The sequence below is a fragment of the Pseudomonas sp. FW507-12TSA genome (genome assembly GCF_058781435.1).
Genome location: NZ_JBYSWT010000001.1, coordinates 1 through 12,974 on the forward strand (window position 1 = coordinate 1; position 12,974 = coordinate 12,974).

The following is a 12,974-nucleotide window of genomic DNA, read 5'->3' on the forward strand; positions in this document are numbered from 1 at the left end:
CCTCCCGCCCCCGGCAGCGCCGCCAGCAAGGTGGTGGTGATGGGCAAGTTCGACGACATCACCGTCGGTGCGATGCGGGTCGCCCGTGAGAACGGCTTCCTGACGGTCAAGGTGGCTCTGAACAACACCAGCCGCAGCAACAAGGCCATGTACTACCGCTTTGCCTGGCTGGGCGACGACGGCTTCCCGGTCGCCGATGAAGAAAGCTGGAAAGTCTTCAACCTGTACGGCTCCCAGGCCAGCTTCCTGCCGGCCATCGCCCCGGTACCCAAGGCCACCGACTTCCGCCTGGAAGTCAAAACCCAATAAGTCGTCCCTGAACCCGATCAAGAGAGCACTTCCATGTTTGCACGCTTTTCCTTCCTCGCCGTGGCCGCCCTGCTGGCCAGCGGCTGCGCTAACAACTCCCCGGTCCTGGGCGGCAAGAACATCAGCTACGGCGACAGCAAGGCCGTGGAACTGGTGACCAACGAGTTCGGCTCCACCGACCTGCAGATGATCGCCGAATCCATGACCCGCTCCCTGGCCCAGTCCGGCATCCTCCAGGGTCGCCCAGTGGTGCAGGTCTACGACGTGAAGAACAAGACCAGCGAGTACATCGACACCCGCGAGATCACCACGTCGATCAAGACCCAGCTGATGAAGTCCGGCACTGCCCGCTTCGCCAGCGACAACAACGCCATGCAGAGCCAGGTCGACCAGCTCAAGCTGCAGAACCAGAGCGGCCTGTACAAGAAGTCCAGCGTGGCCAAGACCGGCAACATGATCGCCGCCAAGTACCGCCTCGAGGGCTCCATCAGCTCCATCGTCAAGCGCAGCAGCGACTACAAGGACGTCTTCTACAAATTCAGCCTGCAACTGATCGACGTCGAAAGCGGTCTGGCTGAATGGATGGACGAAAAAGAGATCCGCAAGACCACGGAGCGCTAAGCAATGCGTGCATGGATCGGCATCCTGGCCCTGGCCTGCGCATTCGGTGCGCAGGCGGCCCCCAAAGTCGCAGTCATGGACCTGGCCTACCAGGAACGTGTGCAGGAATACATCCACGTGGTCTCGGCCCAGCAGAACTACCGCGAGGGCTACTACAGCGCCAGTGGCTCATCCAGCTACAACGAGCTGGAAGCCAGCACCAGCTACATCGAGGAGGGCGAGCTGCGCAAGTTCACCGGTGACATCAAGGGCGGGCTCCTCAAGTCCGGGATGTTCCAGCTGGTGCAGGGCTCGCCCCACACCGAGGCGTCCAAGGCCAACGTCTACGACGTGATCAAGCGCATCAAGGCCGGTAACTTCAAGGGCGCCGACTACGTGCTGTTCGGCACGGTGTCGGATATCGACTTCACCCAGGACATCAACGAGATTGCTGAAACCAACAGCTACTCGGCGATCCTGGGCCTGACCCTGGTGGCGGACTTCAGCCTGATCAACACCCGCACCTTCGAGATCACCTCGGCGTTCACCGCCATGGGCGAAGGCCAGGACACCAAGCTGGTGAACAGCCGCGACATTCGTGTCTCGCTGAACCGTCCACGGGTGGTGCGCGAAGTCTCCAAGGCCCTGGGCGAGGACGTCACCCGGCAGATGGCCGAGCAACTGGGCCGCGGCGGCTACGCGCCCCAGGGCCAGGCGCCGACCCGCAACAACCTGCCGGCAGACACCGCTCCGGTGATCCTGCGCTGAGCAGGCAGGCAATGAAAAAGGCGACCCGCAGGTCGCCTTTTTTATGGCCGGGGCAACTAGACCGCAGCCTTGCGGATCGTCGCCAACAAGCCCGCCGCGCCCAGGAACAGACCGGCGAAGGTACGGTTCATGCGCCGCTGCTGGACCGGGGTGCGCAACAGGCGCAGGACCTTGGAAGCCAGCCCGGTATAGCCGGCCATGACGATCAGGTCGACGACGATCATGGTGGCGCCGAGGATCAGGTACTGCTTGAGCAGGGGGGCGTGGGGGTCGATGAACTGCGGCAGTACCGCCAGCATGAACACCAGCGCCTTGGGGTTGCTGATGTTCACCAGGAACCCGCGGAACACCAGGGCCAGGGGCTTGCCGATCGGCCGGATGGCCGCGTCGTCGCCAAGATCGCTGGGTACGGAGCGCCATTGCTTGACCGCCAGGTACACCAGGTAGGCCACGCCGAACCACTTGATGGCATAGAAGGCCGTGGCGGAAGCCGCCAGGATCGCGCCGACACCCGCGGCGACGATGGCGATCTGCATGGCCAGGCCCAGTTGCAGTCCCAGGGCGTTCCAGTAACCACGCCAGAAGCCGTATTGCAGGCCACAGGACATGGACGCGATCGCGCCGGCTCCCGGAGAAAGACTGATCACCCAACTGGCGGCGAAGAACGCCAGCCATGTCTCAAGCACCATCGCACACCTCGGATCGAATTGGACGTGACTGCCTAAGCTAATCCTCCGATCCGTCGCTGACCATGTTTTTTTATCGGGAAGTGATGCGGGCCTGGCCAAGAGCCGCTGCTGCTCGCGGACTTCGGCAACGGCCACAGCGAACGGGCTATTGCCGGCTACGTCTCGTCGAGCCCCACAGGCAGCACATCAGTGCCACGCCAACGGCGCACCGAGCGCTGGAAGAACAGGCTGTTGGGCACCTGCACCATGGCGCTGCCGGTACCGGCCTCCTCGGGTTCGATCAGGGTGGTGTAGAGCAGGTTGATGGCCACCACCCGGCCCTTGATTCCCGGCTTGTCGAGGGTATCCACCAACTCCACCACATCGCCCAGGCGAAACGGGCCGACGGTGAAGATCAAAATCGCGCACAGCAGGTTGGAGAGCACGCTCCACATAGCGAAGAACGCCACGGCCGCCACCGCGACGAAACCGGACAGGGCGGTCCACAATACCGTGGCCGATACGCCCAGGCGCTCCAGCACGAAGATCACCGCGCTGCCCATGATCAGCCAGCGCAGCCCCCCACGCAGGGGCATCAGCAACTGCGGCGGGAATGGATAGCGCTGGCCCAGGCGGGTCAGGCCACGGGCCACGAAACGCTGGGCCAGGTAGCCCGCCAGGAGGATCAGCAGGATCTGCACGCCAAGCCACAACGGGCCGATCCACTGCGCCGGCAACGGCAGTTGCAGGGTCTCCATCAGGACAACGCCTCCAGCTCCGCCTGCATGCTCTCCAGCAGTTCCAGGGCTTGCATCCAGGCTTCTTCCAGCTCGGATTCGCGGATCTTGAGCCTGGCCTGCTCGGCCAGCAGGTCGCGCAGCTCATCCTTGCGGGCCGCTTCATACAGCTCGCTGTCACCAAGGCTGGCCTCGATCTGCGCGAGGCGAGCATGGACCTTGCCCAGCTCGGCCTCGAGCTTCTCGGCCTCGCGCTTGTGCGGTGCCAGTTGCTGGCGCAGGGCCGCGGCGGCCTGGCGCTGGGCCTTCTTGTCGGTCTTGTCGGCGTTCACCGGCGCACTGCTGGCTGGCGCGCTGCGCAGGCGGTAGTCCACCAGCCAGCGGGCGTAGTCATCCAGGTCGCCGTCGAACTCCTCGACCTTGCCGTCGGCCACCAGCAGGAAGTTGTCGGTGGTGCTCTTGAGCAGGTGGCGATCGTGGGAGACCACCAGTACCGCACCGCTGAACTCTTGCAGGGCCATGGTCAGGGCCAGGCGCATCTCCAAGTCCAGGTGGTTGGTCGGTTCGTCGAGCAGCAGCAAGTTGGGGCGATCCCAGGCGATCAGTGCCAGGGCCAGCCGGGCCTTTTCGCCACCGGAGAAATTCAGCACCGGCTCGTCGATACGTGCCCCCCGGAAGTCGAACCCGCCGAGGAAGTCGCGCAGGGTCTGCTCACGCTCGGTGGGCGCCAGGCGCTGCAAGTGCAGCAGCGGGCTGGCCTTGGAATCCAGGGAGTCCAGCTGGTGCTGGGCGAAATAGCCGACCACGGTGTTCTCGCCCCGGGTCAGGCGCCCGGCCAGCGGCGCCAGCTCGCCGGAGAGGTTCTTGATCAGGGTCGACTTGCCAGCACCGTTAGGGCCCAGCAGGCCGATCCGCGCTCCCGGAGTGAGCTGCAGCTTGACCTTCTCCAACACCGTCTTGTCGCCATAGCCCAGACGAGCATCGGACAGGTCGAGCAGTGGACTGGAGATCTTCTGCGACTCACGGAACACGAAGTCGAAAGGCGAATCGACGTGGGCCGCCGACAGCTCTTCCATGCGCTCCAGGGCCTTGATCCGGCTCTGGGCCTGGCGGGCCTTGGTGGCCTGGGCCTTGAAGCGGGCGATGTACTTCTCCATGTGCGCACGCTGCGCCTGCTGCTTCTCGTAGGCTTGCTGCTGCTGGGCCAGGCGCTCGGCCCGGGCACGCTCGAAGGCACTGTAGCCACCGCGATAGAGGGTGAGCTTGCGCTGCTCGACATGGGCTACATGGTCGACCACGGCATCGAGGAAATCGCGGTCGTGGGAAATCAGCAGCAAGGTACCGGGATACCCCTTGAGCCAGTCTTCCAGCCAGAGGATCGCGTCCAGGTCCAGGTGGTTGGTGGGCTCGTCGAGCAGCAACAGATCCGATGGGCACATCAGGGCCTGGGCCAGGTTCAGGCGCATCCGCCAGCCCCCGGAGAAGTCGCCGACCTGGCGATCCATCTGCTCGTTGGTGAACCCCAGCCCGGCCAGCAGCTTGCGCGCCCGGGCATCGGCGGTATAGCCATCGGCGCTGTCGAGCTCGGCGTGCAGGCGGGCCTGGGCGGCACCGTCCTGGGCCGCTTCGGCGGCGGCCAGGTCGCGCTGCACCTCTCGCAGGCGCAGGTCGCCATCGAGCACATAGTCCACGGCCAGGCGCTCGAGGGTATCGACCTCCTGGCGCATGTGGGCGATGCGCCAATCGGCGGGCAGGAAGCAGTCACCCGAGTCCGGATGCAGCTCACCGCGCAGCAAGGCGAACAGGCTGGATTTTCCGGCACCATTGGCACCGATCAGGCCGGCTTTCTGGCCGGCGTGCAGGGTCAGCTCGGCGTCTTCTAGCAGACGTTGCGGACCACGCTGTAAAGTCAGGTTCTGAAGTCGAATCATAATGGCGGCGGAGTCTACCAGCTTCGCTCGCAACTGGCGCGAGTAGCACTATGTCCTCGGACCTGTGGAGTTTTTCCCTCAAGACCTATGCCCTGCCCGGCGTGCAGGAAGCCTGCCTGCGCTTGCAGGACGACGGCGCCGATGTCTGCCTGCTGCTCTGCGGCGCCTGGCTTGGCTGGCGCGGCGTGAAGTGCGATGGCCAGCGCCTGGCGCGGCTCATGGCGCTGGCCGGGCCATGGCAGCGAGACGTGATCCGCCCCCTGCGGGCGTTGCGCATTGATTGGCGCACGGCGGCAAACACCGATACCGACCTGGGCACGCTGCGCGAGCAGCTCAAGTCACTGGAACTGGAAGCCGAGCGCCGGTTGCTGTTGCGCTTGCAGGAGCAGGTACGGGACTGGCCCGCAGACCAGGCCGGGAGCCTGGACGACTGGCTGGAAGGACTGGCGGCCGGAACCACCGACCGCGGCGCACTGCAGGTGCTGAGCGCCGCGGTGGCTAGCGCTTAGGAAGCGCTGGAGGGGGTGCTGGCGGCCGGGGTCGCTGGAGCAGCAGCCGGAGCGCTTGTCGCGGCGGGAGCCGGCGAAGCCGCTGGGGTTGGAGCTGCCGCGGCTGGCTTGGCGGCTGGTGCAGCGGGTTTGGCGGCGGCTGGCTTGGTAGCTGGCTTGGCGGTCGCAGGTTTGGCGGCTGGCTTCTTCGCTGCGGGCTTGGCCGCAGGTTTGGCGGCAGCAGGCTTGGCTGCCGAAGATGCAGCAGGCTTGGCCGCAGCAGTTGGCTTGGCTGCCGGTTTGGCCGCAGCCTTCACTGGGGCCTTGGTCGCAGCAGGTTTGGCGGCTGGCTTTGCTGCAGCTGGCTTGGCTGCAGCAGTCCTGGCCGGTGCGGCCTTGGCTGCCGGTTTGGCAGCGGGCTTGACGGCTGGTTTCGCGCCGGCCTTGGCAGCTGGCTTAGCCGCTGGCTTGGCTGCAGCGGGCTTGGCGGCGACAGGCTTGGCTGCTGGCTTCGCAGCAGGTTTGGCTGCGGCAGTCTTGGCCGGTGCTGGTTTGACAGAGGGTTTTGCTGCCGGCTTGGCGGCAGGTTTAGCAGCAGCCTTGGCAGCCGGTTTGGTTGCTGGTTTCGCGGCGGCCTTGGCGGCAGGTTTAGCCGCTGGCTTGGCGGCCGGCTTTTTCGCGGCGACCACAACTGGCTTGGCGTCACGAGTAGTCAGCGCCTTGGCGGCGGCTTCCTTCACCTTGCCAACGCCCTGGGCCAGCTTCAGGCTTTCCTGGGCATCGCGCTTGAGTTGCAGGATGTAGCTGCGGGTTTGTGCCTGACGCTCTTTCAGTGCGTCCAGCAACTCTTCGAGTTCTTGCGCCGCGGCCTTGGCCTTGGCTTGTGCCTTGGCTTTGCCGGCTGCAGCGGCGTCTTGCAGTTTGGTGCGTGACTTGTGCAGTTTTTCCTGGGCCTTGCCTCGTTGTTTCTCCAGCTTGGCGAGCAGTTTTTCAGCATCAGCCAGGGCTTGGGAACAAGCGTTTTCCAAGTGTTCGAGCAAGCTGCCCGACAGCTGTTGGAGCAAGTGCAACGGAGTATTTACAGGCTTCTTGTTGGCCGACATGGTTTACCTCCTGGCTGACGTGAGTTGCGGCTCATACTAGACCTCTGCTGTTACCGCCGCTAGGCCATGTTGACAGTATCGAAAGCCGCGCGTTGCAGCCGATCGAAAATGTTCTTCGACGCCCTGGAAGTTGCCCACCAACGAGCGCTTCGTCGCTGGCATAATCCACCGCTACTCAGGCCGGAGAGTGCCCATGTCGCGTTACCTGTTTTTGTCCTTGAGCCTGTTCTTGTCGTTGGCCCACGCCTCCGCCGAACCGCCGCCCGACGACGCCCACGATCTTGCCTACAGCCTCGGTGCGAGCCTCGGCGAACGGCTGCGCGACGAAGTTCCGGACCTGCAGATCCAGGCCCTGGTGGATGGTTTGAAAGCCGCGTACCGCGGCAAGCCGCTGGCGCTCAAGAACGAGCGCATCGAGCAGATCCTTGCCCAGCACGACGCGCAGATCAGCGAGCGATCGGCCAAATCGCAGATCGAAGCCGCACTGGAAAACGAACGACGTTTTCTCGACGAGGAAAAGGCCAGGCCCGGGGTTCGCCAACTGACGGACGGCATCCTGCTTACTGAGCTGGCTCCCGGCAATGGTACAAAACCCAACCCCAACGGCTCGGTCCAGGTGCGCTACACCGGCCGCCTGCCCGATGGCACCGTGTTCGACGAAGCCCGGCAGCCGCAGTGGTTTCGCCTGGACAGCGTGATCGCCGGCTGGCGCAGCGCCCTGGCGCAGATGCCTACCGGCGCCCGCTGGCGCCTGGTGATTCCATCCAGCCAGGCCTATGGCACCGAAGGCGCCGGCGACCTGATCGCGCCCTACACGCCACTGGTGTTCGAGATCGAGTTGCTGGCTGTCGCCGGCTGAAACCCGGAAACGAAAACGGCACGCCTTGGCGTGCCATTTCATGTACCAGCGGACCGCCTCTCAGGCCTGGGCCACCGTCTCCTGCTTGTGGGCGTTGTGCAGCACTTCGATCAGGCAATCTTCAAGCTCGAAGCGCTCGTGCAGCAGACCACCCAGCTCCTTGAATTTTTGCGCCACGCATTGTCCGGCGTCGCACAGGTCGTTGAAGGCCAGGAGCTTCTCGGTGATCACGTCGATGCGCGGGTAGAGGGTGTCGGCCAGCTCCAGACCGCGCTTGTCACCAAAGGCCTTGGCTTCGCTGGTCAGCTGTTCGTAGATTTCAAAATGTCCGGCGGAGACATAATCCACCAGGATCCCGCAGAACTCTTGCAGGGGTTTCTTGCTCTTGCTCAGCGCCTCGGGTTCGGCGCCAAGCACATCATAGGCTCGAACCAGTTCATGACGCGCCTGCAACCAGCGGTCGATCAGCAGATGAACTCCACCCCAACGTTCCTGAGCATTCTGACAACTTTCGAGCATGGTGATCTCTCTTCCCTCAAGGGTCATGCCATTGACCGCCGTCCCCCATGGAGACCCTGGATCAGGTGAGGCGCAACAGCATCGAGCAGGCGAATTAGAGTGACAGGTGCGGGCCAGATTATGCCCGCACGACAACAGCTTCAAGGTACGCAGGAGATAAAGTTCATACAAGCGTTTAATCCGCTGTCCCCCGCCAAACACTGACTCAGGGCAACGCCGCAGCCTGGCGCGCGGCCCGTAGCGAGCGTTGCAGGCGATAACCCCCCAAGGCCAGGACCAGCAGGAAAAACAGCAGGCTCCACTCCGGCAGGCTCATGTCGAGCAGGGTCCAGGAAACCTCTGCGCAGTCCGCAGTCCCCATGAAGACCAATTGCAGCGCTTGCCACCAAGATAGGTGGCGCAGCATGAATGGCATGTCCGGCAGGCACGCCAGCAATTGCTCGGAAGGAATGTTCTGCAGCAGTACATGGCGCCCTGCGGTGATCACCCCCAACACTCCCAGCAGCAGGTTCAGCCCCCAGTACAACGGGCGCCCCCAACGCATGGGCCCCTGCAGCGCAGCCAGCAGGTTGGTGCCGGCGAGCAGCAGCATCAGCCCGCGCTGCACGCCCCACAGCGGACACGAGTCCAGGCCACCTCCGGCTTGCAGGTTGAAGGCCGCCCACGAGGCAAAGGCCCCCACCAGGAACACCAGGGAGAACAGCGAGCGAGAGCCGGCCAGCGACATGGGATATCCGCAACGGAAGAAACAGGCAGCCACGGTAGAGAAAGCGCTCGCTCCTTTCAAGGAGCCAAGCCATGTCCGCTCGAAGCCCGATCGGCTGTGGCTGGGCAAGCGGAGTGTAAAAAGGCCGGTTGCCCGCGACAGGCAACCGGCCCAGGGTGCGTCAGGCCCGTGCCGGGACTGGCAAGGGAGCGGCCAACAGGCGCTCGTCCAGTAATCCCAGGCCCTCCTGGAATAGCTGGTTGCTGCGCTCGGTATCTCCCAGCTGTGCCAGCAGGCGGGCGAGTTCGGCGCAGGCTTCGGGATTACGCTCCAGGCGCAGGCTGCTCTCCAGGTAATCGCGTGCCTTGCCCCAGAGGCTGTTCTGCAAGCTCAGGCGGCCCAGGGTCAGCAGCAGCCCCGGATCATCCGCATGTTCCTTGAGCCAGTGCTCGGCCGTTTGCAACTGACGCGCAGGGTCGCTGCCACGCACCAGGCCATACAGCCGCGCCAAGTGGCTTTCATACTTGCGCTTGATCGCCGTGCGCAGCGCCTCCTCGGCTTCGGCCCCGGCACCCAGCTGGCGCAACTGTTCGGCATAGGCCAGCACCAGTTGTGGCTCCTGGCGTTGGGCGGCGGTCAATTGCTGCCAGGAGCGGTTGAGCGACTGCAAGGACGTGGCCTGGTCTTCTTCACGGCGCGCGGCCAGTCCCAGGTTCTCGCCCCAGGCGCGGCGCTCCAGCTCCTGCAACTCGCTGGCCGGCAAGGCCTTGCCTTTGCGCAGCTCCGGCAACAGGCGGATCAGCGCCGGCCAGTCGCCACGCTGTTGGTGCAGGCGCTGCAGTTGACGCAAGACCTGGACGCTATGGGGATGGCGCTCATGCATGGCTTGCAGGGTGGTCAGCGCACCTTCGGTGTCGCCCCGGTCGGTCTGCAATTGGGCGTGGCTCAGGGCAACGGCCAATTCAGCCTGGGGCTGGCGGGTGAGCGCCCGCTCCAGCAGGCTATCGCACTCTTCGTAGTGGCCTTGCTCGTTGGCCGCCCGGGCCGCGCCGAGGTAATACAACAGCGGTTGGCGCTCGGCCTCGGCGGCGCGGTGCAGGTGCTTCTGGGCGCTGGCCCAGCGTCCTTCGGCAAGGTCCATCTGGCCTTGCTCGATGGCGATCTGCACCCGGCGGCTGCGATTGCGGCGCGACCAGGGGTTGACCACACCGCCGGAAACCATCACCAGCTCAACCAGCAGCTTGATGCCCCAGATCACCAGCCACACCAACGCCACCAGGGCCAGGGTCGCCCACAAGCTCGATTCATAGCGGAAGTTGCTGTAGGCGATCAGCACGTAGCCCGGGTGTTCGGCGATGGCCAATCCCAGCAGGCCGATCGCGGCGATCAGCAGCAGGACGATCACATAGGCGCGCTTCATGGGCTGGTCTCCCGGGCGGTGTTCGCCGCAGGCTTGGCCAGGGGCTTGACCGACTCCTCGACGCTGAGGCTACGCCGCTCCAGGTAGGCCTGGACCGTGCTCAAAGTCTTGGCCAGGTCCGGGGTGACCACGGTAACCGGCTGCTTGCCCAGTTCGACCAGGCGCTCGAGCATGATCTTGCTCTGCGGATTGTCCTGGTTGAAGTTGCCGGCCAGCACGTCACGAGCTTCGCTCAGGGCCTGGGTATAGACCGCCGCCTGGCCGTTGAGCGCCGCCCATTGCGCCTGCTCCAGCGCCAGGCTGAGGGCCAGGCGTACCTGGGTCAGGCCCTGGCCGGCCAGCAGCGGACGGATGTTCTTGTCGGCATTGAAATCGATGCGGAAGTAGCGGGAAACCTGGTCCCACCACTGCGCCCAACGACTGGCGCCGTCGCCGTCGGCGGTCAGTCCCAGCAGCGAATCGCCCCGGTCCTTGTATTCCGGCGCCACGGCGCTGAGTTCCAGTACCTGGTCACGCAGGGCGCCCAATTGCAGGAACAGGCCCGTACGATCCGGCTGCTCGGTGCTGCGCAAGGCTGCCAGGCTCTTGGCCAGTTGCTCGCGAGCAGCGAAGGCGCCCGGGTCGTTCTGCTCGCGCAGGATATCGTCGGCACCCTGGACTAGGGCCTGGGCACTGCTGATGTCCTGCAGGGCCGACAAGCGCAGGCTGGCCAGGCGCAACAGGTGCTCGGCCTCGGCCAGGCGCCAGTCCTTGCGGCTGGCACCGAGCACTGTCTCCAGGCGCTGGCTCAGGCGCTGCTGGTCGCCTTGCAATTGCGTTACCAGGCGGCGGCGGTCTTCCAGCTCATCGGCCGCAGGCAGTTGTTCCAGTCGCGAGCTCAGGCGCTGCTCACTGAGCTTGAAGCTCTGGGCCTGGTCGCCCAGTGCCTGCAATTGGCTCAACTGTTGTTGGTTGTTGGTCTGCAGGTTGCGCACCTGCCAGACTCCCCAGCCACCAACAGCGACCCCCGCCGCCCCCAGCAGCAGGGCCAGTATCGCCAACCCGTTGCCACGACGCTCAACGGTTGGGGTCGTGGGTTGCGCCGGCGTCTCGGGCACCGGCTGGAGTTCATCTTTAGGCAAGGCTGTTTCGCTCACGTATCCATCCTTTGCGTTTAGAGAACGGGCACGGGATGCTCCCGTAACGCCGTTAGCAAAGCCGCGGCACTGGCGCCGCGGCAATCCACAACTATTTCCGCCCCGGCGGCGCGCGCCATCTCGGCGACCCGAGGGCTTGGAACAAACAACGGCATCTTCGCCAACTGCGGCCAGGCCTGGCCGGCCAATTGCTGCAGGTGACTGAAACCCTGTCCACTGCTGACCACCAGCCCGTTCAAGCGTTCCCCCTGGATCCGCCGTAGCAGCACATCCTCGGCATAGTGCGGCAGGCAACGGCGGTAGAGTTCCAGATAATCGACACTAGCACCTTGACTGCGCAAGCGCTCGGAGAGCAGTTCGCGACCACCCTCGCCCCGCACGATCAACACCCTGGGTTCTGGCTGGCCGATAGCCTCGCGCAACTGGGGAAGGTCAAGCAAGGCCTCGCTATCGTCACCGGCCTGGGGATAGAACACCGGCAGCCCGGCATCCGCGAGGATCTGGCCGGTACCGGCCCCCACGCAGAACCAGCCCTGGGCCGGAGGCTGCGGCCAATACTGGCGCAGCAGCTCAAGACCGAGGTTGGCTGCCGGCTTGCTGACCACGATCACCGCGCAGTAACGATCCAGCTCGAGCAGGATCGAACGCTGTGCCTGGGTCACGGGCAGGGGCTGGATGTCCAGCAACGGCAGGCTGGCGCTGGCCACTCCGGCCTCGGCCAAGATCGCCGCCAGTGCAGCGCAATCCTCGGCCGGCCGGGTCAGCAGCAGGCGCCAACCGGTCACTCCTGGCCCGCCTCGCCATAGACCGCGCGCAGGATATCGCCAGCGCCCTGGGCCAGCAGGTCGTCAGCCACTTGCACACCCAACTCGGCCGCACTGGCCCGCGGAGCCCGGGCCTCGGCGCTGAGCAACACACCACCGCTGGGCTCGCCAACCAGGCCACGCAGCCAGAGCTGGTCGCCTTCGAGCACGGCGTAGCAGGCGATCGGCACCTGGCAGCCACCATTCAAGTGCTTGTTCAACGCCCGCTCGGCGGTCACCCGGCTGGCGGTGTCGGCATGGTGCAGGGGCGCCAGCAGCGCATGGATCTCGCTGTCGGCGCTACGGCACTCGATACCGACCGCGCCCTGGCCACCGGCGGGCAGGCTGTCTTCGACGCTGATGGAGGAACGGATGCGGTCTTCGAAGCCCAGGCGGATCAGGCCAGCAGCGGCCAGGATGATCGCGTCGTACTCGCCGGCATCCAGCTTGGCCAGGCGGGTATTGACGTTGCCCCGCAGGAAGCGGATCTGCAGGTCAGGGCGACGGGCCAGCAACTGGGCCTGGCGGCGCAGGCTAGAGGTGCCGACCACGCTGCCGGCCGGCAGCCGCTCGAGGCTGGCGTAGGTATTGGAGACGAATGCATCGCGCGGGTCTTCACGTTCGCAGATGCAGAACAGGCCCAGGCCTTCGGGAAAGTCCATGGGCACGTCTTTCATCGAGTGCACGGCGATATCGGCCTGGTTCTCCAGCAGGGCGGTCTCCAGCTCCTTGACGAACAGGCCCTTGCCGCCGATTTTCGACAGTGGCGAGTCCAGCAGCTTGTCGCCACGGCTGACCATGGGCACCAGGGTCACGACAAGACGTGGATGGGCCTCCTGCAGGCGGGCTTTGACGTATTCGGCCTGCCACAAGGCCAAGGCACTTTTGCGGGTAGCGATGCGGATTTCGCGAGAGGACATGGATCAA

General features: G+C 65.0%; 15 protein-coding genes. 5 read left to right on the forward strand and 10 right to left on the reverse strand.

Annotation, left to right across the window (positions count from 1 at the left end; all coding sequences use genetic code 11):
• From AC3WK8_RS00005 to AC3WK8_RS00015, 3 genes are all read left to right on the forward strand, one after another.
• A partial coding sequence (locus AC3WK8_RS00005; RefSeq protein ID WP_103326403.1) for a YcfL family putative periplasmic lipoprotein occupies positions 1 to 309 on the forward strand: 309 nt, incomplete at its 5' end.
• Positions 310 to 342: 33 nt separating this feature from the next.
• Positions 343 to 930, forward strand: a complete 588-nt coding sequence (lpoB, locus tag AC3WK8_RS00010; protein WP_022641774.1) for a penicillin-binding protein activator LpoB — start codon at positions 343 to 345, stop codon at positions 928 to 930.
• A 3-nt stretch (positions 931 to 933) separates the two neighbouring features.
• A complete protein-coding gene (locus AC3WK8_RS00015; protein WP_085594283.1) occupies positions 934 to 1,677 on the forward strand; it encodes an LpoB-related protein in 744 nt (247 codons plus the stop codon).
• Positions 1,678 to 1,733: 56 nt separating this feature from the next.
• Here the strand turns inward: AC3WK8_RS00015 and AC3WK8_RS00020 are convergent, their stop codons facing one another.
• The 3 genes from AC3WK8_RS00020 to AC3WK8_RS00030 all read right to left on the reverse strand — a co-directional run bounded on the left by AC3WK8_RS00020 (position 1,734) and on the right by AC3WK8_RS00030 (position 5,013).
• Positions 1,734 to 2,366 carry a LysE family transporter gene (locus tag AC3WK8_RS00020; RefSeq protein ID WP_085594281.1) on the reverse strand — a complete coding sequence of 211 codons (633 nt, stop codon included), beginning with the start codon at positions 2,364 to 2,366 and terminating at the stop codon, positions 1,734 to 1,736.
• 155 nt (positions 2,367 to 2,521) lie between these two features.
• Entirely contained in the window at positions 2,522 to 3,103 is a 582-nt protein-coding gene (locus AC3WK8_RS00025) for a mechanosensitive ion channel family protein (protein ID WP_022641777.1), read from the reverse strand.
• Complete coding sequence (locus tag AC3WK8_RS00030) at positions 3,103 to 5,013, reverse strand: ATP-binding cassette domain-containing protein (protein ID WP_103326402.1); 1,911 nt, start codon at positions 5,011 to 5,013, stop codon at positions 3,103 to 3,105. The genes AC3WK8_RS00025 and AC3WK8_RS00030 overlap by 1 nt, the downstream gene beginning before the upstream one ends.
• A 50-nt stretch (positions 5,014 to 5,063) precedes the next feature.
• Between AC3WK8_RS00030 and AC3WK8_RS00035 the strand changes: the two genes are divergently transcribed.
• Entirely contained in the window at positions 5,064 to 5,522 is a 459-nt protein-coding gene (locus AC3WK8_RS00035; RefSeq protein ID WP_085594277.1) for a TIGR02444 family protein, read from the forward strand.
• Here the strand turns inward: AC3WK8_RS00035 and AC3WK8_RS00040 are convergent.
• Entirely contained in the window at positions 5,519 to 6,604 is a 1,086-nt protein-coding gene (locus AC3WK8_RS00040; protein ID WP_103326401.1) for an AlgP family protein, read from the reverse strand. The two genes, AC3WK8_RS00035 and AC3WK8_RS00040, sit on opposite strands and share 4 nt — an antisense overlap.
• A 193-nt stretch (positions 6,605 to 6,797) precedes the next feature.
• Between AC3WK8_RS00040 and AC3WK8_RS00045 the strand changes: the two genes are divergently transcribed.
• Entirely contained in the window at positions 6,798 to 7,463 is a 666-nt protein-coding gene (locus AC3WK8_RS00045; RefSeq protein ID WP_085594273.1) for an FKBP-type peptidyl-prolyl cis-trans isomerase, read from the forward strand.
• A 60-nt stretch (positions 7,464 to 7,523) separates the two neighbouring features.
• On the opposite strand, the gene AC3WK8_RS00050 is transcribed toward AC3WK8_RS00045, so the two are convergent.
• The 6 genes from AC3WK8_RS00050 to hemC form a co-directional block, all read right to left on the reverse strand.
• The gene (locus AC3WK8_RS00050; protein ID WP_022641784.1) at positions 7,524 to 7,982 is read right to left on the reverse strand and encodes an Rsd/AlgQ family anti-sigma factor; all 459 of its coding nucleotides are present in this window, start codon (positions 7,980 to 7,982) and stop codon (positions 7,524 to 7,526) included.
• 205 nt (positions 7,983 to 8,187) lie between these two features.
• The gene (locus AC3WK8_RS00055) at positions 8,188 to 8,709 is read right to left on the reverse strand and encodes a disulfide bond formation protein B (protein ID WP_085594271.1); all 522 of its coding nucleotides are present in this window, start codon (positions 8,707 to 8,709) and stop codon (positions 8,188 to 8,190) included.
• A 160-nt stretch (positions 8,710 to 8,869) separates the two neighbouring features.
• The gene (locus AC3WK8_RS00060) at positions 8,870 to 10,108 is read right to left on the reverse strand and encodes a heme biosynthesis protein HemY (RefSeq protein ID WP_103326400.1); all 1,239 of its coding nucleotides are present in this window, start codon (positions 10,106 to 10,108) and stop codon (positions 8,870 to 8,872) included.
• Positions 10,105 to 11,244: a uroporphyrinogen-III C-methyltransferase gene (locus AC3WK8_RS00065; RefSeq protein WP_103326399.1), complete on the reverse strand. Its 1,140-nt coding sequence runs from the start codon at positions 11,242 to 11,244 to the stop codon at positions 10,105 to 10,107. The genes AC3WK8_RS00060 and AC3WK8_RS00065 overlap by 4 nt, the downstream gene beginning before the upstream one ends.
• Before the next feature lie 17 nt (positions 11,245 to 11,261).
• A complete protein-coding gene (locus tag AC3WK8_RS00070) occupies positions 11,262 to 12,029 on the reverse strand; it encodes a uroporphyrinogen-III synthase (RefSeq protein ID WP_103326398.1) in 768 nt (255 codons plus the stop codon).
• The gene (hemC, locus tag AC3WK8_RS00075) at positions 12,026 to 12,967 is read right to left on the reverse strand and encodes a hydroxymethylbilane synthase (protein ID WP_103326397.1); all 942 of its coding nucleotides are present in this window, start codon (positions 12,965 to 12,967) and stop codon (positions 12,026 to 12,028) included. The genes AC3WK8_RS00070 and hemC overlap by 4 nt, the downstream gene beginning before the upstream one ends.
• Between the last annotated feature and the right edge of the window lie 7 nt (positions 12,968 to 12,974).